The organism is Altericroceibacterium indicum, from assembly GCF_009828105.1.
GTDB classification, from domain to species: Bacteria; Pseudomonadota; Alphaproteobacteria; order Sphingomonadales; family Sphingomonadaceae; genus Altericroceibacterium; species Altericroceibacterium indicum.
This window is the reverse complement of record NZ_WTYQ01000002.1, coordinates 260,829-281,332: the sequence shown is the minus strand read 5'-3', so window position 1 is coordinate 281,332 and position 20,504 is coordinate 260,829. Positions and strand designations below refer to the sequence as shown.

The 20,504-nt window shown below is 56.0% G+C and carries 14 protein-coding genes and 1 tRNA gene; 5 read left to right on the top strand and 10 right to left on the bottom strand.

The genetic code is table 11. From position 1 onward, the window contains the following. Positions 1-135: 135 nt before the first annotated feature. The 3 genes from GRI39_RS06200 (at position 136) to GRI39_RS06190 (ending at position 3,938) form a co-directional block, all read left to right on the top strand. Positions 136-321, top strand: coding sequence for a YlcI/YnfO family protein (locus tag GRI39_RS06200; RefSeq protein WP_160738842.1), 186 nt, complete (start codon positions 136-138; stop codon positions 319-321). A 2-nt stretch (positions 322-323) separates the two neighbouring features. Next, complete coding sequence (locus GRI39_RS06195; protein ID WP_160738841.1) at positions 324-1,322, top strand: AAA family ATPase; 999 nt, start codon at positions 324-326, stop codon at positions 1,320-1,322. A 243-nt stretch (positions 1,323-1,565) separates the two neighbouring features. Then, positions 1,566-3,938: a S8 family serine peptidase gene (locus tag GRI39_RS06190; RefSeq protein ID WP_160738840.1), complete on the top strand. Its 2,373-nt coding sequence runs from the start codon at positions 1,566-1,568 to the stop codon at positions 3,936-3,938. A gap of 72 nt (positions 3,939-4,010) precedes the next feature. Here GRI39_RS06190 and GRI39_RS06185 read toward each other — a convergent pair whose 3' ends face one another. The 8 genes from GRI39_RS06185 to typA form a co-directional block, all read right to left on the bottom strand. Continuing rightward, entirely contained in the window at positions 4,011-5,567 is a 1,557-nt protein-coding gene (locus GRI39_RS06185; RefSeq protein ID WP_160738839.1) for a PIN domain-containing protein, read from the bottom strand. A 284-nt stretch (positions 5,568-5,851) separates the two neighbouring features. Further along, complete coding sequence (locus GRI39_RS06180; protein WP_160738838.1) at positions 5,852-6,067, bottom strand: hypothetical protein; 216 nt, start codon at positions 6,065-6,067, stop codon at positions 5,852-5,854. A 256-nt stretch (positions 6,068-6,323) separates the two neighbouring features. Then, positions 6,324-6,399, bottom strand: a tRNA-Thr gene (locus GRI39_RS06175). Positions 6,400-6,468: 69 nt separating this feature from the next. Continuing rightward, complete coding sequence (locus tag GRI39_RS06170; RefSeq protein WP_160739228.1) at positions 6,469-7,356, bottom strand: hypothetical protein; 888 nt, start codon at positions 7,354-7,356, stop codon at positions 6,469-6,471. After that, positions 7,343-8,662 carry a replication-associated recombination protein A gene (locus GRI39_RS06165; protein ID WP_160738837.1) on the bottom strand — a complete coding sequence of 440 codons (1,320 nt, stop codon included), beginning with the start codon at positions 8,660-8,662 and terminating at the stop codon, positions 7,343-7,345. Before GRI39_RS06165 ends, GRI39_RS06170 begins: the two co-directional genes overlap by 14 nt. A gap of 59 nt (positions 8,663-8,721) precedes the next feature. Then, a complete protein-coding gene (locus tag GRI39_RS06160; protein WP_160738836.1) occupies positions 8,722-9,876 on the bottom strand; it encodes a glycosyltransferase family 4 protein in 1,155 nt (384 codons plus the stop codon). Between the two features lie 173 nt (positions 9,877-10,049). Further along, the gene (gene putP / locus GRI39_RS06155; protein WP_160738835.1) at positions 10,050-11,525 is read right to left on the bottom strand and encodes a sodium/proline symporter PutP; all 1,476 of its coding nucleotides are present in this window, start codon (positions 11,523-11,525) and stop codon (positions 10,050-10,052) included. A 292-nt stretch (positions 11,526-11,817) separates the two neighbouring features. Next, a complete protein-coding gene (typA, locus tag GRI39_RS06150; RefSeq protein WP_160738834.1) occupies positions 11,818-13,638 on the bottom strand; it encodes a translational GTPase TypA in 1,821 nt (606 codons plus the stop codon). Between the two features lie 301 nt (positions 13,639-13,939). Between typA and GRI39_RS06145 the strand changes: the two genes are divergently transcribed. Continuing rightward, positions 13,940-16,630, top strand: coding sequence for a TonB-dependent receptor (locus GRI39_RS06145; RefSeq protein ID WP_160738833.1), 2,691 nt, complete (start codon positions 13,940-13,942; stop codon positions 16,628-16,630). Between the two features lie 81 nt (positions 16,631-16,711). After that, complete coding sequence (locus tag GRI39_RS06140) at positions 16,712-17,164, top strand: DUF805 domain-containing protein (protein ID WP_160738832.1); 453 nt, start codon at positions 16,712-16,714, stop codon at positions 17,162-17,164. Positions 17,165-17,229: 65 nt separating this feature from the next. Here the strand turns inward: GRI39_RS06140 and GRI39_RS06135 are convergent, their stop codons facing one another. Together GRI39_RS06135 and GRI39_RS06130 are read right to left on the bottom strand one after the other, a co-directional pair. Continuing rightward, positions 17,230-19,761, bottom strand: coding sequence for an ABC transporter permease (locus tag GRI39_RS06135; protein ID WP_160738831.1), 2,532 nt, complete (start codon positions 19,759-19,761; stop codon positions 17,230-17,232). Then, entirely contained in the window at positions 19,758-20,426 is a 669-nt protein-coding gene (locus GRI39_RS06130) for an ABC transporter ATP-binding protein (RefSeq protein WP_246204977.1), read from the bottom strand. The genes GRI39_RS06135 and GRI39_RS06130 overlap by 4 nt, the downstream gene beginning before the upstream one ends. Between the last annotated feature and the right edge of the window lie 78 nt (positions 20,427-20,504).

Genomic DNA, 20,504 nt, shown 5'->3' with positions numbered 1-20,504 from the left:
GCCTCAGCCACGTTCGCGGCTGAACCTCAGGGATTGCGACAAGGGTAAACGAGGCAATATCAGGGGAATAATTTCCACGAGGACTAGACCGTCTCTCATTGATTGCATTATGATGTCATCGTGATGGCATGTAGGATGATTGATGTGACTGAGAACATAGGCAACCGAAAGCGAGTGCCGATCACCGTTAGGATTCCTGAAGATATCCTGGATCGCGTGGACGGAGATTTGCTTGATGGTGAATTGCCAACTTCACGAAATCATTGGATTGTTGAGGCTATTTTGGAAAAGCTCAACGGTAATAGAAATGGAAATGTTTAATAATGGCCCGGAGCGATCTTCTTATCTCTCTAGTCAAAGCGAGTGTTGGTGGCGATAGAACGGCAGTTCGTTCTGCTGTTGAGACCATTATTGCCGAGGAGAAAGGCAAACAGCACAACGTGCTCGCCGAACGGCTTACTCGTGCCCTCCAAACGAACGGCAACGGAAGCCGAACACTCCCCCCGTCCGGCTATGAAAACCAAAACCGAGTTCGAGAAGCGCTTGCAGAACTCACACCAAAGCATCGTCTCGATGACATCGTTTTGAACGAACAGACTCGGCAAAACGTCGATCAGCTTATCGAAGAACAACAGCGCGCGAGCCTACTTCGAGCGCATGGACTAGACCCCCGCCATCGAGTCATGCTGGTCGGCCCCCCGGGCAACGGAAAGACCTCATTAGCAGAGGCTATCGCAGAATCTCTCGCAGTACCCTTCTTTATTATTCGCTACGAAGCCCTCATTGGGAGCTATCTTGGCGAAACAGCGCAGCGCCTAAAAAGGGTATTCGATTTCATCCGCACAACACCCTGTGTCGTATTTTTTGATGAGTTTGATGCTGTAGGCAAAGAACGCGGCGACCAACATGAAACTGGTGAGATTAAGCGCGTAGTATCCTCCCTTTTAATGCACGTCGATGAATTGCCAAGCTATGCAGTAATCATCGCGGCTTCGAACCATGCAGAGCTTCTCGACCGCGCAGTATGGCGCAGATTTCAGCTTCGGCTGAACCTGCCCGCCCCAACTGCAAACGAGCTTCAAACCTATCTGGAAAAGCACTTCCGACAGTTTGACGGTTCGCCAGGAATTTCACCTGCAAACGTCGTCAAACGGCTGGGTTCAGTGAGCTATGCAGAGGCCGAAGAATTCATCTTGGATATCCGACGTAGAGAGGTTCTTTCGATGCGTGAAAAGCCGCTCAAGTCGATCCTGAGTGAAGAGCTTCAAGCATGGGAGGACCGCGCGCAACCAAGAAACCAAACTTCAAAAGCGGCGGAATAATGAATGGCAGAGCGTCCTCTTCTCAGTTTACCGAAACCCACCAGGCAATCTCCCAAAGGCAGGGCTGCCGTTATAGTCGAAAAGGTACGTCCAGCCGGAGCGGAACGCCAAGGTCAGAGACTTGGACCAAAATTCGAAAGGCTGTCTGAGGTTCTCCCTGACCCTCAGCAGCTAGCGGAGCTCAGAAACGATCCTGCGGCAATTGTGCCCGAACGAGCCCTAGTCTTCGAAATTGCAAGTGAAGTGGTCGATTTTGACCGTGCGCGGCGCAACGTGCCGGGCTTGGAATTTTTGGGCGAAGATCAAGACGAGGTCGCTCCAGATGAGGATTTCGTTGTCGAGGACAAACCTGACAAGGCAATTCGTCGCCGCATCTACTTTACCATGCCAGACGCAACCGCTTTGCGCGAGCTTGTAAGCTTGTGGAAGCGATACCAAGCAGGTGAGGAGCTCGGATACGGACGGACGGAGTGGAAGAAGGTGTTCGACCACTTGGCAGATATCCGGCCATGGGGGCCTCAAGATCGAATTACCGAAGAAGCCAAAGCCGACTGGATTAGGCATCTGGAGGAAGCCCCGGATGAACCGATCCCGCTTGAAGTAGAATTTTGGTATCGGACAAGTTCGCCACTTCGAGAAACCGCGCACCAGAAATTCCAAGAAATGCTTGCTGAGGCTGGGGGTGAGATTCTCGATCAGGCGACCATCACAGAAATTCGGTATGATGCAGCACTTTTGCAAGTTCGACCTGAATACGTCCGACAAATCCTAGACAATCCAGACCTCGGACTAGCAGCATTCGACGAAGTGATGGTGTTGCGGCCGCAATCGCTTGTGACCGATCCGCAAGAACTGGATTTTGCTGAAGCCGAAGATGCCGATGCAGAGGATGCGCCCGACCCAGCTCAGGCAGCCCGAGCAGCTTTGCTCGATGGGCTTCCAATGGCGCAGCATACAAAATTGGCAGATCGCCTTTCGCTTGATGACCCCGATGATTTTGCTGCCGAATACGGACAGGCAAGTGAGCAAATTCACGGCACAAGCATGGCCTCGCTGATCGTGCATGGAGACCTGAATGCACCGACGCCGAGTACGCCCATTCGCAGCCAACTATACGTTCGCCCAGTTATGTTTCCACAGCAAGTGGGATTAGATGGCCAACGGCGCGAGCTTATGCCGCCAGACAAGCTGGCGATTGATCTTGTTTGGCGGAGCTTCCTCAGGATGTTTGCCGGCGAAGGTGATGCTGAGCCAACCGCACCCAACGTCAAAGTGGTCAATCTATCGCTCGGTGATCTGAACCGGCGCTTTTCGGGTATCTTGAGCCCTTGGGCACGACTGATTGACTACCTCTCATGGAAGTACGGCGTTTTGGTTCTCGTCAGCGCTGGCAATATCCCAGATCCCATACCATTGGATGACGTCGCCGCGTGGGGCGACTTTGAAGCTGCCACAGCCGAAGAGCGCGAAATAATCTTGCTGCGAGCAATCCTTCGGCAACGCGCAACCCGCCGTCTGTTATCACCTTCCGAGGGCATGAACGCACTAACCGTTGGCGCGTGCCACGCAGACACTATCGATCCAAACGGGTCAGGGCCGATGGCTCTCGATCCCTATGAGACAGAGTGCCTGCCTAACCCAAGCTCCGCGCTCGGACTCGGCTATTTACGAGGCGTAAAACCGGAAATCTTGCTCCCCGGCGGTCGAGAGCACGTCCGAACGACAAGTAATCTGGCGCCGATGTCAGTGTATCCGGTCGCGCAACCAGGGCGCTTTTTTGGTATCGGCGCTGCTGCGCCCGGTCCGGGTGGCGAATTGACAAGAAAGCTCAACTTTAGCGGTACAAGTGTAGCGACCGCATTGGCGACACACAGCGCACTAAAGGTTCTTGAAGCACTGGATGAAATTCCGACAGAACCGCCTCATCCAAGCGTGAATGACGCTTTCCATGCCGTACTCGCCAAAACATTGCTAGTTCATGCGGCAAAATGGGATGATGGCTTGGCGACAAAAGTCGCGGAAATTTCGAAAGAAATCGGGAACACTTACTGGGAACACCAGAGGGAGGACGCCACTAGATTCTTGGGATTCGGGATGGTCGATATCGGGAAGGTAATCGACTGCACTGAGCGTCGCGCAACCATGATTGGATGGAACACCATTCACGCGAAGGAAACCGATGAATTCCGCATTCCGCTGCCTCCCCAACTCGAAAATATGGCTGGGTTCAGAGCCGTTATCGCCACGGTCGGGTGGTTTACCCCGTTGAATACCGACCATCGAATGTACCGAATGGCGAAGTTCGAGGTCGAGCCGGGAAGTGACAAAGGGCTTTCGTTGGGCGTCAGCAATTCGAAGCAACAGCCTTCGCACAACGCCTTCGGAAGAGGCACCGTTTATCATCGGAGGTGGGAAGGTGACGAGGCTAAGGCATTTGTCGATGATGGCGAACTAGTACTAAATGTAGCCTGCAAGGCCGCAGCAGGCGAACTTGACGACTCTATTCCCTACGGGCTGGCGGTCACAGTGGAGGTCGGGGAAGATGTCGCGGTACCAGTTTACGAGGAAATCCGCGAGCGTCTGCGCCAATTGATAGGAGTGCAAATTAGGAGTTAGTTAGCCTATGTTGGGTGACGCGACAATTCCTCCACGACTGAATATCACGTGCCGGATTGTAGCTGCCAATAATCATTGGTTTACCGAAAGGCGCGCAATCAAGCTCTTGGCATAAGCAAGTGTCGATTTTGAGGTGAGCTCGATCCTTACAGGCAAGATGAGAAGGGCGGGATCGGAAAGATTCTCCGCATGAATCTCGCACTGGATCGCGCCTGAGACGTTCCCCGAATTTGACGGGGTAACAAGAAATTGAAAATGCTCGTCGCCGATGCTGTGCCGCCAATTCTCACAGGTAAGTTCGACCACGTTTTTCGCAAACGAAGGCCTCCCGCCCTTCCAGTAAAAGCCGTCGGGATCACGCGGTTTGGGCGGTCGTAAATAATCCAAATCCACAGCAGAATGGCGCATTGTAGCCGCGATTGGGTCTGCAAAGCGTTCTCCCAACATCTCCGCAATGCGGCTTGCAGAATGGCTGGTTTTCCGAGTCCACGCGCCGCGCGGGGGTGAAGGTGGATTTGTGAGCGAGACGGATACAACTCCTCGATTTGACGTAGCGTCCTCGTCATCGTCCGACGCTTCGGGAGGAAATATCTCGATATTCCCTTGAGCAGTAAATTTGACCAATGATCGAGTAGCAGGCCTCGTTCCGGTGTTGGCGATCACGAAATCGATCTCTGGCCATCCAGCGCGCGCATTCAAATAACGGTCCAAACCCTCAAGCTTTTCTCGGCACGAGGAAAGCCATTGAGGGTATGTTTCTTGCTGGTATTTGCGGATATCACTTTCGGAAGCAGGCGTGAATTCGGTTACGGTAATGGCACGTAACCCTCGCAGACGTGAAGGCAGATGCTGACCGGTTGGCTGAGGTGTAGTGTCCGCCGTCCCGTATTCAGTTTCCATAGGGAAGCGTTGCTGAATGTCCTCCATCAACGTGCGAACATCGTCGAACGTTAGTGGCTCATAACTGGCGACTTCGGCATTGAGGCGAGAAATCTCTTTGCCATCCTCGTCGAGTACTTTGATGTCGAGTTGCGGTTCCTGTGCCCTTAAGCGCTGCAATTCCCCCTTGAGTTTGTTGGCTTCTCTAGTCGCGGCATCGTCCTGCTCGCGCATCAACCATGAATCGGGAATGGGGATGAATGAGATTCCCAAACTGACCGCCGTCGCCATAGGACCCGTATCGTGCGTTATCAGGCGAACATCGGTTGCATCATTATCGTGTTGGTACTGTAACATTCGAAGAATGATCGCATCGTCGTTGACCAAGGGGTCGAGGGCCTCGTTCAGCTCCGGTTGAATCCGTGATGCGGGCATGATCGTGAGTGTAACGCGCGGATGCGCTTCGCGAATGACAAGTGCAGGCTGCCCACTCGTGACGAGGTCGCGAAGCAGTTTGGTCGCGGCAAGCGCCTTCTTGAAGGTTCGTCCGCGCTCGTTCTTCTTGTGTGCGTCGAGTTCCTGCTGGACTGGTCGCGAAACTATCAGCTTGACGGTGGCGCAGCCGAGTTCATGCCATGGGAGATCGTTGAGCGCCCTGCATTCAAGGAAAAGATTCGTATCGACAACGAGCGCAACCTCGCCAGCTAGGTTTTCAGACATCTCATCATAATACCACACGGTGAGCGACATCCAAGCTCATCCAGAACCGTCAGTGTCCAAGAGGGGCGGCGTTGGTCCCTTATTCGCATCCACGGGCGGCCTCGTGGCGGTATCCAATCGGCGGACGGTTGGTCTCCATGAAATGGTCGAAGGGGTCGAGGGGAGCTATGAAATGCTTCTTCGCCGCGCTGGAGGCGGCTGGGAACGCCCTCTACCCCTACTATATGTGCCGCCAGCGTGGCTGTTCTGGCGAGAAGAAGTCCATTCCTCGCGCACGGATCGAAGATGCGCTGCACGATATGGTGAAGGCTCTTTCACCTGCACCGTCCCTTTTTCGACTGGCTAATGAGATATTCCAGGACTTCTGGAAGAAGCGTGCCAATGCTGGTCGCGAGCGTATCACTCTGATGCGTGTCGAGATCGGGCAAATCGAGCGCAAGCTCGCTCAGGTCGTGGATCGGCTCGTCGAAGCCGATAGCGGAGCGATTGTGCGAGCCTATGAGCAAAAGGTCGATGAACTCGAACGTCAAAAGCTGATTCTGGCCGAAAAGATCGCAAAATGCGGCACGCCAGCTCGCGACTATCAGTCAACTTTTCAAACCGCTCTCAAATTTCTAGCAAACCCTTGGAATCTTTGGGAAAGCGGTCGGTTGGAGGACCGCCGCGCTATGCTCAAACTGGTGTTTGGTGGGAAGATCGTATTCGACCGTTTTGAGGGCTTTCAAACCCCTGAAATTTCCTTGCCTTTCAAGGCTTTAAGGGAAATTTCTGGCCCCGAAAAGGAAATGGTGCCGGCTAAAGGATTCGAACCCTTGGCCCCCTGATTACAAATCAGGTGCTCTACCAACTGAGCTAAGCCGGCACTTGGCGGCTCTTTGCTTTATCTTCGGCCAAAGGTCTAGCCCCTGTGTGATGATTTTTGCGGATTTTTTCACTTTATCCCAAAAGTCCAGCCTTCCTGTGCGGCGAGGGTGGGGGTTAGAGTTTGGGGTTGCCATAATTCCGGGGTGTGAGCGACGTTTCTGAGCCATGCGGCGGTGACCAGTGCGTCTGCTTGGTGGTCATCGATTCTTGTGCGTGCCTCCCATTGCTCGCTGCCTAAGGCGGTGAGGGCGGCGTTCAACTCCTCCACATTACGCATTTTGGAGCGGCTGGCGGTTCGTCCTGCGGCCATGGCGGCGATGGTAGTGTATATCTCAACGATGAGCGAGCCGCTCTCCGGCTTAGGGTCCATGGGCCAGACAGGAATATGCCCGTGCAGATGATGCAGTAATCGCATTCCGGTAAGGCTGGATTTGCCGACCTGCGCCGCGCCGACAAGGTTGAAATTGCTATAGGGTTTACAGCCCTGTTTGCGCTGCTCCATCTCGGTTTCTCTGAAGCGGCCCTGTCCGTTTGTTGCTTGTCCGGCGCGAAAATGCTCGCCCTCCCGGCCTCCATGGCGGCGGAAATAGCGGCTGGCCTGTGGATGATCGACGAAGCTCGCGGCACCAAGATGCGGATCATGCACGCAGATTTGATCGATCATGGCCCATAAAGCGTGGGCACTGGCGGGGCTTTTATCCCACCCGGGGAAGAAAGCGCCACAGTCTGTGAAGGGGAGGGAAATGCCCAGATCCAGCCCGACCAGCGTATCGGCAGGCATATCATCGCGCAGCCAGTCGAGCACTTCCGGGCGGGACCAGCGGTGGCCGGGTTTCACCAATTCGGGGGCAGTTTTACCTTTGCTGCACAGCGCCACGGCAATGCCCTTGTGGCGTTCCCCCGCCGCGCCGGACCAGTCTATCGCGGCGAAATGGTGAAACCTACCCACGTTCAGCGCGAAGGCGGTTCCAATAGGCGATGCGTTCTTTCACCTGCCGTTCAAAGCCGCGTTCCACCGGTTCGTAATAGGTTTGCGGCTCCATTTCCTCTGGCCAGTAATTATCGCCCGAAAAGCCATCCTGGGTATCATGGTCATAGGTGTAGCCTGAGCCATAGCCGATCTCTTTCATCAGCTTGGTCGGCGCGTTGAGGATGTTTTGCGGCGGCATCAGCGAGCCTGTGTCCCGAGCGCTTTTCCATGCGGCCTTATGCGCTTTGTAAGCGGCATTCGATTTGGGTGCGGTGGCAACATAGAGACAGGCCTGTGAAATCGCCAATTCACCTTCCGGAGAGCCGAGAAACTGATAGGTTTCCTTGGCAGCCAAGCATTGGTGCAGAGCTTCCGGGTCAGCAAGGCCAATGTCTTCAACCGCCATGCGCACAAGGCGGCGCAGAACGAAAAGCGGCTCCTCCCCTGCCACCAGCATCCGGGCGAGATAATAGAGCGCAGCTTGCGGATCAGACCCGCGCACGGCTTTATGCAGCGCGGAAATCAGATTGTAATGCCCTTCACGATCCTTGTCGTACACGGCCATACGCCGCTGAAGGAAATCGCTCAGCCTGGCAGGTTCAAGCGGTTCCTTGATATTGGCGGCGTAGAGCGTCTCAGCCTGATTGAGCAGGAACCGGCCATCGCCATCCGCCGAAGCGATCAGCGCATCGCGTGCTTCTGGCGTGAGGGGGAGGGGCTTTGCTTCGATTTCCTCTGCCCTGGTCAGCAATTGGCCAAGCGCTTTGGCATCAAGGCGGTGGAGGATCAGCACTTGCGCGCGGCTTAAAAGCGCGGCGTTAAGTTCAAAGCTGGGGTTTTCGGTCGTTGCGCCGACGAGGGTGACCGTGCCTTTTTCAACGAATGGCAGAAAGCCATCCTGCTGGGCGCGATTGAAGCGATGAATCTCATCCACAAACAGCAGCGTGCGTTGCCCGGCAGATTTGAACTTTTCAGCCTCGGCAAAGGCTTTCTTGAGGTCCGCCACGCCGGAGAAGACAGCGCTGATAGCGGTGAAGCGCATTCCCACTGCCGCTGCCAGCAGGCGAGCAGTGCTGGTTTTGCCGGTGCCCGGCGGCCCCCACAGGATCATGGAGGACAAGCGGCCCGCGGCAACCATTCGGCCAATCGCGCCTTCCGGTCCGGTCAGATGATCCTGCCCGATAATGTCTGACAGCACGCGGGGGCGTAGCCGGTCAGCCAGAGGAGCGTCTTCGGGCGGCATCTCGGGCGCCGCTTCAGGAGCCGCTTCATCTGCAAACAAATCATTCATGATCGTTCACAGATAGGGGCTGGGGAGGGGCTTTGCCAAGGGGGCTGCTGGAATGCGGCTTAGCCTTGCGGTGCATTCGCTTCGATAAGGCGCAGATACGTGTCTGCGACGGTTTTATTGATGCGATCCCATGAAAATTCAAGGCTGCGCGCTTCACCAGCGGCACCATGTTCTTTTCTCAATTGGGGGTCTTGGATATAGCGCGCGATGGCTTCGGCAAAGCCTTCTGCATCGCCGGGTGTGATGAGGCGGCCGGTGATGTGATCCTGCACCAGACTATCGCTCCCCGTGGCACGGGCGGCGACAATCGGTTGGCCGCAAGCCATGGCCTCCAGCGTTACATTGCCGAAGGTTTCGGTGATGGACGGATTGAACAGCGTATCCATCCCAGCCACTGCACGACCCAGATCAGCGCCTTGCTGGTGTCCGAGGAATGTGCCGTCCGCAATATGGCTTTCAAACCATTCGCGGGCCGGGCCTTCACCGATTACGAGGACCTTGTGGGCAAGGCCACGTTCGCGCAGCACACGCATGGTATCGGCAAAGACATCAAGGCCTTTTTCCATCACCAGACGGCCAAGGAAACCGATAGCAAATTCATGGTCAGCAATGCCATGTGACCGGCGCCATGCCATATCCCGGCGGTTGGAATTGAAAATTTCGCGGTCCACGCCGCGTGACCAGATGCCGATATCGTCGCTCATTCCCTGTTCGCGCAGCACATCGGCCATGCTGGGCGATGGCGCGACGAGGGCGTTGCAGCGGTTGTAAAAGCGATGCAGGCCCTTTTCGATGATCGGTTCCAGCCAGGCCATATTGTAATAGCGCGGATAGGTTTCGAAGCGGGTGTGGACCGAAGCAAGGATCGGCAGCTTGCGTTTGCGGGCCCATGTCACCGCGCGATGGCTGGCCAGATCGGGTGAGGCCACATGCACAATATTGGGTGCGAATTTCTTCAAATCCGCGCGGACACGTGGTGAAAGCGCTAGCGTTGCGCGATATTCGGCACGGCCGGGAATCGGGATATTGGGCAGGCCCACCAGATCACCAGTGGGTTCAAATGCGGGATTTTCGACCTTGGGAGAATAGACGCGCACAGCTGCGCCCTGGCGAAGGAGGTATTCAACCAGACGGTTCAGTGCCTGATTGGCGCCGTCGCGGACATAATTGTAATTGCCGCTGAAAAGAGCGATGCGGAGGTCGGCGGTATTCATCGCCAACCCCTTAGGTCAGCTCTTGCCAAATGGCTATGGGTGTGTGCTGCCAAGAGCAAGAAAGCTGGTCGAAGCGTGACAAGTGTAACTCGGCTGTAACATATACAAAAAAGGGCGCGTTCCGATGGAGCGCGCCCTTTGTGATTCACAATGTGAATGTGGAATACAGAACCTTAATGGACGAGGCTTTCATGATCCATTTCCGGTGGTGTGCCCATATAGCTGACACCCACGGTGACGAGGAATGAGGCGATGAAGCCCGGAATGATCTCGTAAATACCAGTGGCATCGTTGAGGCCTGTGGCAATCCACAGGATCACGACCACAGCGCCTGTGATAAGGCCCGCAAGCGCCCCGGACCCGGTCATCTTACGCCATGTCAGCGACAGCAGGATCAGCGGGCCAAAAGCCGCACCAAAGCCAGCCCATGCGTTGGAAACAAGGCTCAGCACTTCTGAATCCGGATCACGTGCCATGAAGATCGCGGCGAGCGATACCAGCAGCACACAGACCCGGCCAACATTCACCATTTCTGTTTCGCTGGCATTCTTGCGCAGGAACAGGCGGTAGAAATCTTCGGTTAGGGAACTGGAAGATACCAGCAATTGCGAACTGATCGTGCTCATAATGGCAGCCAGAAGGGCTGCGAGCAGAAAGCCTGTGATGATCGGGTGGAACAGATAATGTGCCAGCTGGATGAAGATCGTTTCCGGGTCGTCAATCGGCAGATTGTTCATCTGCATGTAAGCGCGGCCCGCGATGCCGACACCCAGAGCACCAATCAGCGACACGAACATCCAGCTCATGCCAATGTTACGCGCGGTTTTGACCGCTTTCACATCGCGCACAGCCATGAAGCGAACGATGATATGGGGTTGGCCGAAATAGCCAAGCCCCCAGGCCATGGCGGAAATAAAGCCGATAAATCCAAGCCCATGGAACAGGCTGAGGAAGTTGGGATCAATCCCGTGAAGTACATCCACCACCTTGGCGGGGCTGCCTTCATCGAACAGCACCACGGTTGGCATCAGCACCAGCGCGACGACCATGATGCAGCCTTGCACAAAGTCGGTAAGGCTCACGGCAAGAAAGCCACCGACCATGGTATAGGCGAGCACCACACCGGCGGTGAGCCAGATGCCGGTCATATAATCGCTCATGCCGGTATCGCCGAACAATCCGGCAAAACTGGTAACAAACAATTTGCCGCCACCCACAAGGCCTGCTGCTGTGTAGACGGTGAAGAACACCACTACGATCACCGCTGATACCACACGCAAGGCAATGGCCTTGTCCGGAAAGCGGTTGGCCATGAATTCCGGAATGGTCAGCGCATTGCCTAAAGTCTCCGTCTGATGGCGGAGGCGCGGAGCCACGATGATCCAATTGGCAAGCGCGCCGAGAAAAAGGCCTATTCCGATCCATGCTTCAACCAGGCCGGAGGCATAGAGCGCGCCGGGAAGACCGAGCAACAACCAGCCCGACATGTCGGAAGCGCCGGCGGAAAGGGCTGCTACTGCGGGGTGAAGATCCCGGCCACCCAGCAAATAGCCTTCGCTGGAATCGGTCGATTTTTTCCACGCATAAAGCCCGATGCCGATCATCAGGATAAAATAGAGAGCGAGTGAGATTAATGTGCCTGTCTGCATGGCGCGAAGCATAGGGAGAAAGCGAAGCTTGTCACCCTCGGTTCGGGCTGTTAAGCACTATTTGGTCGGCAGTTTCCTGAGTTTCTGGCGTGCTACTCGTTGCGTACGGACTTGCCTCTGCCTTTTTCCTGACATTTTCGCTTTCCCTGTGCTTTGCGCGCTATCCTAGCGTTCAGGCGGGACACAGGGCTTTCAGTGCCGAAAGAAACGGGGCGTCCCGTTCCCGGAACGCCCCGTCGGGCTTGTCATACTTTGTTACATTGGAGCCCGCATTGCTGCGGGCCAGCCAAAATTAATTGCCGCCTTTACGCTTCGCTTTCTTGCGTTCGTTCGGGTCGAGAATCGCCTTACGCAGACGGATGCTCTGCGGTGTCACTTCCACCATTTCATCATCATCGATGTAAGCAATGGCCTGTTCCAGCGTCATCACCTTAGGTGGTGTGAGACGGACGGCATCGTCCTTGCCGGTAGAACGGAAGTTGGTGAGCTGCTTGCTCTTCATCGGGTTCACTTCAAGATCGTCCGGCTTGGCATTTTCGCCAATGATCATGCCTTCGTAGATCTTTTCCTGTGGCTTCACGAAGAGAATGCCGCGATCTTCCAGTGAGTTGAGGGCATAACCCACCGCTTCACCAGTGCAGTTGGAGATCAGAACGCCATTCTGACGGCCTTCGATTGCACCTTTATGCACGTCATACTTTTCGAACAGGCGGTTCATGATGCCAGTACCGCGCGTGTCGGACAGGAATTCACCGTGGTAGCCGATGAGGCCACGGCTAGGCGCAGAGAAGGTGATGCGGGTCTTGCCGATGCCTGAAGGGCGCATTTCGGTAAGCTCTGCCTTGCGGCGCTGCATCTTTTCCACAACCGTGCCGGAGAATTCATCATCTACATCGATGACGACGGTTTCATAAGGCTCGGTCTTCTGGCCGTTTTCTTCCTTGAAGAGAACGCGTGGGCGGCTGATGCCCAGTTCAAACCCTTCGCGGCGCATGGTTTCGATCACCACGCCGAGCTGCAATTCACCGCGTCCAGCCACTTCGAAGCTGTCCTTGTCGGCGCTTTCGGTGATGCGAATGGCGACGTTGCTTTCCGCTTCACGTTCCAGACGGTCACGGATCAGGCGGCTTGTCACCTTATCGCCTTCGCGGCCAGCCAGCGGGCTGTCGTTCACGGAAAAGCGCATGGCGAGTGTTGGTGGATCGATCGGCTGGGAGTGGATCGGTTCCTTCACCGAAGGATCGCAGATCGTGTTCGACACGGTGGCCTTTTCAAGACCTGCCAGAGCGATGATGTCACCAGCCTTGGCGCTTTCCACCGGTACACGGTCGAGCCCGCGGAAGGCGAGGAGCTTGGTCGCACGGCCCACTTCAACCACCTTGCCGGTATTGTCGAGCGCGTGGATCGGGTCGTTCATGTTGATCGTGCCGGACTGGACACGGCCGGTCAGAACACGGCCCATGAAATTGTCACGATCAAGCAGGGTTGCAAGGAAGCTGAACGGGCCAGTTTCATCAAGACCAGGAGCCGGAACATGGCTGACGATCTTTTCGAACATCGGCGTCAGTGTGCCTTCGCGTGCTTCCTGATCTTCGCTGGCGTAGCCATTACGACCCGAAGCATAGAGAACCGGGAATTCAAGCTGTTCGTCATTCGCATCGAGGCTGACGAAGAGATCGAACACTTCGTCGAGCACTTCCTGCGGACGGCCATCGGGACGGTCAATCTTGTTGACGACCACGATAGGCTTGAGGCCAAGGCCGAGTGCCTTGCCGGTCACGAATTTCGTCTGCGGCATCGCGCCTTCGGCGCTGTCCACCAGAAGAATGACGCCATCGACCATCGACAGGATGCGTTCCACTTCGGCGCCGAAATCGGCGTGGCCCGGCGTATCAACGATGTTGATGTGGTAATCACCCCAGTCAATGGAGGTTGGTTTGGCCAGAATCGTGATCCCGCGTTCTTTTTCAAGATCGTTGGAATCCATGGCCCGTTCTTCAACGCGCTGATTGTCGCGGAAGGTGCCGGACTGGCGGAAAAGCTGGTCAACCAAGGTCGTTTTGCCGTGGTCAACGTGGGCGATAATCGCAATATTGCGCTGGTTCGCGGACATGAATGTTAGGCTTTCAATTTTTGGGCAATTTTTTGGGAGGCGGGCGATCCCTAAAATTATTCACGCCCACGAAACGGCGCGCCCTTACCGCATACAGATCGGTTGGGCAACACTGTGCATAACCCCTTAGCGCTAATAATCGTTAACCAATGCCCGGTAATGAACATTGGCAAGCGTTATGGAGACGCATAAGAGAGGTCCTCATTTTCAGGATCATGATAGTGTTTCAGGCCGCTGTCTAGGAAATTTTCCAACGTGGCAAAGCGGCAAAAAGGGCGAGTATATGCAGGGGTCGTTTTCAATGCGTCAGCGGTTCATCTCTTCGATTTTGCGATCAACGGTTGCAGTTTCGACCCTCTGCGTGCCTGCAATGGCCTTTGCACAGGATACGCAGGATTCAAGTGATCTTGGCTTCGAAATGGCTGAGCCTGCTCCACCCAGCACGGCGACGGAAGGCGATGCTTTTGGCAATTCCATCGTCGTCACCGCGCAGAAACGCGCGCAGACGCTGCAGGACGTGCCAGTCGCTGTCAGTGTGATTACTGCGAATACGCTGGAAGAAGCTCAGGTTCGCGATTTGCGCGATTTGCAGACATTGGTGCCTTCGCTTCAGGTGAGCCAGCTCAGCAGTTCTGCCAATACCAACTTTTTCATTCGCGGGTTTGGTAATGGTGCCAATAATCCGGGGATTGAGCCGTCCGTCGGCGTATTTGTTGATAATGTTTACCGCTCGCGCACAGCCTCGCAGATTTCTGATCTGCCGGATGTGGAGCGGGTGGAAGTGTTGCGCGGTCCGCAATCGACCCTGTTCGGCAAGAATGCATCTGCCGGGGTGATTTCGATCACCACAAAGAAGCCGGAATTCACTTTTGGCGGATCGGCTGAGCTAACTTACGGCAATTTCGACCAGCGGATCGCCAAGGGCTATGTCACCGGCCCGCTGTCGGATTCAGTGGCGGTGAGCCTTGCTGGCGGGATCGACAAGCGCGACGGCTTCTATCGTGATCTTGGCACCGATACCCGCACCAATAACCGCAATCGCTGGTTTGCACGCGGGCAGATGTTGATTGATGGCGGCAGCGGCCTCACCCTTCGCCTGATTGCCGATTATGACAAGATTGATGAAGAATGCTGCGCGGTCTTCAATCTGAGAAATGGGCCTACCGCAGCGATTGTTCAGGCGCTTGGTGGCAAAACCAACGATCCCACTGATCCTTTTGCCAAAGATGTGATCTACAACAATTTCACGTCCACCAACAAAATTGAAAATTACGGTTTTTCCGGTGAAGCAGACTATCAGCTCGGCCCGCTGGCGCTAAAATCCATCACCGCCTATCGCCATACCGGGACATCGACATCGCAGGATTCCGATTTCACCAGTGCTGATCTGATCTACCCCAATGCGGGAGGTCTGGACCTGGACAGTTTCACTCAGGAATTTCGCGCAACAGCCAGTTTCGCTGATGTGTTCAGCCTCTTGCTGGGCGGATTTTACATCCATGAGAATGTCGATCAGCGCAACCGCCTGAACTATGCTTCCCAATTCCGCGATTTCTCCAACCTCATCATTCAGAACGCATCGGGTGGATCATTGAATGTGCCCACTCTGGAAGCGGCATTGGGGCAGGCTGACGGGAAAAATTACAGCGGTCAGTTCTTCTCCGCCGGTTCCGGCCTTGATGAGCGATATAGGCTGAACAGCGATGCCTTTTCGATCTTCGGGCAGGTGGACGCGCAGGTCGCCAGTGGCCTTACGCTGACGCTTGGCGGCAATTACACGAATGACCGGAAGACCTATTCGACCAATAATGTGTCGAGCGATGTGTTTGCCGGCATTGATCTCAACGCGACGCAATATTCTGCTTTTCGTCAGCGTTTGCTGCTGGGCGGTGCTTTGCAGCAGGCCGGGGTGGACCCCAATGATGAAGCCGCTGTTGCCGCTTATGCGAGCGACCCTGCCACCGCAGCAGCATTTCAGGCGGCTCAGGCCTTTGCGGCGGCCAATGCAGATAATCCTGCAGCCAATCCGCTGAAATCGCTGGCTGCGCTGCAATTGATGCCGCCTTTCCTCAATGTTCCCAATGCGGTGGAAAATGGCAAAACGGCGGATGATAAATTCACCTACACCGTGCGGCTGGCTTATGATGTGAACCCTCAGCTCAATGTCTATCTAAGCTATGCAACCGGCTTCAAGGCCAGTTCCATCAACCTGTCACGCGATAGCCGCCCGGCGCCGGGTTCCGCTGCTGCCCTGGCTGATGCCGGCCTGCTGCTGAACAACCTCACTTATGGTTCGCGCTATGCTAAGCCCGAAAATTCGCGGGTGATTGAGGCCGGGTTTAAAAGCAATCTGGGCTGGATGTCAGCCAATCTCGCGGTGTTCCAGCAGCAGATTAAAGATTTCCAGACCAATGTCTTCACTGGCAAGGGGTTTGCTCTGCTGAATGCCGGCAAGGAAAGCACTTTTGGTGTGGAGCTTGAAGGGCAGTTGACCCCTACCGACCGGCTGTTGCTGAACTGGGGAGTAACCTATCTCGATCCCAAATATGACAGCTTCAAAAATTCCGCTGTCGGTGATTTGAGCGGCGAGCGTCCGGCGGCTATTCCCAAATGGTCCATCCTTGTTGGCGCGCAATATAGCCAGCCGGTTGGCAATGGTAAGATCATCCCGCGTGTATCTTACCTCCACCGTTCAACCACACAATATCAGGACGGAATGCCCGGTTTTCTGGTGCGTGATGCCAGTGGGAATATCATCGATAATACGCTCGCTCTGGCCATGGCCGCCCAGTATAAAAATCAGGTGAATGATGTGACGGCATCACTGGCCTATGAAATGGATTTAGGCCTGACGCTGTCTGTATGGGCAAGAAATCTGCTGGATGACCGTAATTACGGGACCACATTTGATACACCAGCCCAATCAGGCGGTGTTTCTGGTTATCCGACAGACCCAAGAACTTACGGCGCATCGCTCCGTTTCAATTGGTGATTAGATTCCATTCCGGGTTTACTTTTTCTCGCAACATGCTTGATCTTACAAGATCATGTTTGGAAGTAAGGATTTGAAACTATGGAATGGATGTTGTTGCCGCTGAAGCGATATGCTGATTTTTCCGGGCGTTCACGGCGCAAGGAATTTTGGATGTTCACGCTGGGTTATGTGATCATCCTGGCTGTCCTGGCAATTGGCTTGTTCTCGGGGGCGTCTCTTTCCACTCTGGAAGACCCCGCAGCGCTTGAAAACATGGCAGGAGGCGGCACCTTCATTGTCTTTGCCATTCTGATGGGTATCGTGGTTCTGGCGCTTCTGATCCCGAGTATCGCCGTCAATGTCCGTCGCCTGCACGATCGTGATATGTCCGGCTGGTGGTATCTGGGCTTTGCCGTGCTTTCCAACGTTCCATATGTCGGGATTTTGGTTTCGATCGGCTATCTGGTGCTGATGGCCTTGCCTGGCACAGAAGGCCCTAACCGTTTCGGCCCTGACCCCAAGAACCCACATAGTGCCGAGGTTTTTGAATAAGTTTCCATAGCTAAACAACAGGCAAAGGGGGCAGGACGTTCACGTCGCTGCCCCTTTTCTATGTGCTATAATGTTCGCAGGGATTGCGCTGGCTTTGCCTTTAGCAAGGGAAGTGAAGTTCCCAGCGCAAAGGCCAGCACCAGCGCCACACCAGCGCCCAGCACTGCCAGCACGCGCGGCCAGTCCGGCAGCCAGTCAAAGGCGAACAATTGCGTGATGACGAGCCATCCCATGGTGCCGCCCAGCAATAGCGCCACACAGCCCAGAATCAGGGCCAGCAAACCAAATTCGGCAAGCTGCATCAGCACCAATTGGCGGCGGCTGGCACCCAGCACGCGCAGGATCACCGTGTCATAACGCCGCGCAGCACGCGCAGCGGCCAACGCGCCCAGCAGCACGGCTATGCCGGCCAGCACGGCCACTGAAGCGGCGGCGAGGATCGCGGTTCCTACCTGATCGAGGATCGTTCGCGCTTCTTTCAGGATTGGCCCCACTTCAATCACCGAACTGGCTGGAAAAGCGGCGACCAATTGGCGCAGCAGCGGGCCGGTTGCCGCATCGGATACCGCTCCATCGGGGAAGTCCAATGTCGCGGCCAGATTATGCGGGGCGTCTTCCAGAGCATTGGGGGAGAAGACAAAGACATTGTTGAAGCCAAGGCTTTCCCAGTCAATCTGGCGGAAATTGGCAATCCGCGCCTGCCGCTCTGTGCCTAACAGGCTGATGCGGAGAATATCGCCGATTTTGAGGCCCAGAATATCAGCGAGATCCTGATCGACCGAGACCAAAGGTTCGCCGGTGTAATTTTCCGGCCACCATGTGCCCTGGGTAATGGAATTGCCTTCCGGCAGACTGTCCGCATAGGTCAGCCCGCGCTCGCCGCGCAGCGCCCATGCGCCTTCGGGGAGTTTGTCCAGATCAGCCACAACGGTGGGGCGATCTTCCGGCCCATAGGCCAGCACAGCGCCGCGCAATGTGGGTTCCGTGCGGATTTTGGTGCCGGGAACGGCCTGCTCCACCAAAGTGTTCAGCACATCCACCCGATCAGGCGGCACATCGAGCATGAAATAATCGGGCGCTCTTTCAGGAACAGAGCGGGCGATATTGGCATCGAGGCTGGTCTGTACTGCTGCCAGCAAAACAAAGGCGGAAAGGCCAAAGCCAAGCGCCGTCACCAACGCAGGCGTAGAGGCACCGGGGCGGTAAATATTGGCCAACGCTGCCCGCAAGATAGGGCTTTTGGGGCGGGGCGCACGGGCGGCAAGGGCGCGGATGCCCCGGCCGAGCAGGGCCAGCAGACCCAGCAGCAAAGCGGCTCCCAACAGAAAGCCGCCACTTAAAAGCTTTTGCGGGCTGCCGATCAACACCAGCGCGATAATCCCGCCAAGGCCGAGGATGACGGGTAGGGCGGCTGGCCGCCATGCCTGCACCAATGGCGCAACCCGCTCTCGCATCAATGCCATGGCCGGATAATTGCGCGCCCGCAGAATCGGTGGTGCGGCAAAGACCAGCGCCACCAACAGCCCGAAAGCAGCTGCGCGCAACAACGCCAGCGGGTCAAACAAGATGCCGCCGCGCACCGGCAGCAGCGCGCTCAAAGCATGGGTCAGCAGCGGCGTGACGCAGACGCCCGCAATCAGCCCTATTCCTGCGCCTGCCAGCGCTGCCGTGCCGACTTGCAGGGCATAGATCCGGGCAATGTCGCGGCTTGTCGCGCCGAGGATTTTCAAAGTGGCGATACTGGCGCGGCGCGCATCGAGATAAGACGCGACACCCCCGCCAATGCCGATCCCGGCAATCACCAGTGCAGCAAGGCCAACAAGAGTCAGAAATTCGCCCATCTGGCTGACGAAGCGTTCTGCCCCCGGCGAGGCCTTGTCCGATGTTTTGAATTCAAGCCCGGCATTGGCGAAGCGTTTTTCCGCTTCTTGCTTCAGATCAAGCGCGGAGGTGCCATCTTCGATTCTGAGGCGGGTCTTGGTTTCGTAAAACGCTCCCGGTGCGGTCAGACCTGCTTGCGCCGGCGTTTCAAAATCGACGATCATGGTCGGGCCGAGGTTGAAACCTTCACCCAATCGGTCTGGTTCAGTGCCGACAATCCCGCAGACTTTTAACTGCGCGCTGCCAACCTGTATTGTGTTCCCCTTGGTAACGTTAAGTCGCTCTGAGGTATCTTTAGACAGCCATGTGCACCCTTTAGGGGGCGCAGCAGCTTTGGTGCCATCGGCCAGTGTGAACTGCCCATAAAGCGGCCAATTGGCGTCCACCGCTTTCATCTCGACAGAGGCCGCAAGGTCGCCGGCTGTCACCATGGCGGGAATGCGTAAACCGCGCGAAACCGTGCCATGCGGCGTCAAAAACGCCAGTTCAGCCGCATTCAAAGGCCGTTGCCACACCTCAACCTGCAAGTCGCCGCCGAGGATTTCCTGCCCCTGAGACGCCAGTTCGTTCCGGATTGCACCGGTCAGCGAACCAATTGCCGCCAAAGCGCCAACGCCCAGCATCAGGCACACCAAAAGCAGCCGTAAGCCTCTGAAACGCTGGTGCAAATCGCGCCGCGCAATGTGCCATGCCGCGCTCCAGCTCAGGTCATTCATCGGCTCAGAACATCGCTGGCGATGGCCCCATCCGCGATGGTGACAATCCGATCACAAAGCTCCGCAAGTGCCTGATCATGCGTGATAATTATCAATGTGGCACCGCTGGCTTCGCGCCGGGCGAAGAGCAATTCGATGATGTCCTTGCCGGTGGTTGCATCAAGGTTTCCGGTCGGTTCATCGGCGAAAATCAGCGAAGGATGCGGCGCAATCGCGCGGGCAATTGCCACCCGTTGCTGTTCCCCACCGGAAAGCTGCGCGGGATAATGCCCTAAGCGATGGCCAAGCCCCACCGCTTCCAATTCTGCCCCTGCGCGATCCCAAGCATTGCTTTGTCCCGCCAGTTCCAACGGCGTCGCGACGTTTTCACGCGCTGACATGGTAGGCAGCAGGTGGAAGGCTTGCAGGACAATGCCGATCCGCCCACGCCGGGCCCGTGCCAGTTCATCCTCACTCAAAGTTGCAAAGTCTTGGCCCGCCACATTCAGCGAGCCGCTGCTGGCGCGTTCCAGCCCGGAAAGCACGGACATTAAAGAACTTTTCCCTGAGCCCGATGGCCCCAGCAAAGCCAGCACCTGCCCGTCAGGAACGGTGAGATCGATACCACGCAGGATTTCGACAGCCGAAGGGCCGTCCCCCAGTGTCAGGCGAAGGTTGCGCGCCATAATGGCGTTTTGCGCGTCATGGGGCTTTGTCACAGGCCAGCGATGGCATAGGGAAGGGGGCAGAGCAAGGGAGCATTC

Coding starts and splice junctions, on each gene's coding strand:
- GRI39_RS06200 (WP_160738842.1), top strand. CDS start 136: ATGATTGATGTGACTGAGAACATAGGCAACCGAAAGCGAGTGCCGATC.
- GRI39_RS06195 (WP_160738841.1), top strand. CDS start 324: ATGGCCCGGAGCGATCTTCTTATCTCTCTAGTCAAAGCGAGTGTTGGT.
- GRI39_RS06185 (WP_160738839.1), bottom strand. CDS start 5,567: ATGTCGCTCACCGTGTGGTATTATGATGAGATGTCTGAAAACCTAGCT.
- GRI39_RS06165 (WP_160738837.1), bottom strand. CDS start 8,662: ATGAATGATTTGTTTGCAGATGAAGCGGCTCCTGAAGCGGCGCCCGAG.
- GRI39_RS06160 (WP_160738836.1), bottom strand. CDS start 9,876: ATGAATACCGCCGACCTCCGCATCGCTCTTTTCAGCGGCAATTACAAT.
- putP (WP_160738835.1), bottom strand. CDS start 11,525: ATGCAGACAGGCACATTAATCTCACTCGCTCTCTATTTTATCCTGATG.
- typA (WP_160738834.1), bottom strand. CDS start 13,638: ATGTCCGCGAACCAGCGCAATATTGCGATTATCGCCCACGTTGACCAC.
- GRI39_RS06145 (WP_160738833.1), top strand. CDS start 13,940: ATGCGTCAGCGGTTCATCTCTTCGATTTTGCGATCAACGGTTGCAGTT.
- GRI39_RS06140 (WP_160738832.1), top strand. CDS start 16,712: ATGGAATGGATGTTGTTGCCGCTGAAGCGATATGCTGATTTTTCCGGG.
- GRI39_RS06135 (WP_160738831.1), bottom strand. CDS start 19,761: ATGAATGACCTGAGCTGGAGCGCGGCATGGCACATTGCGCGGCGCGAT.
- GRI39_RS06130 (WP_246204977.1), bottom strand. CDS start 20,426: ATGGCGCGCAACCTTCGCCTGACACTGGGGGACGGCCCTTCGGCTGTC.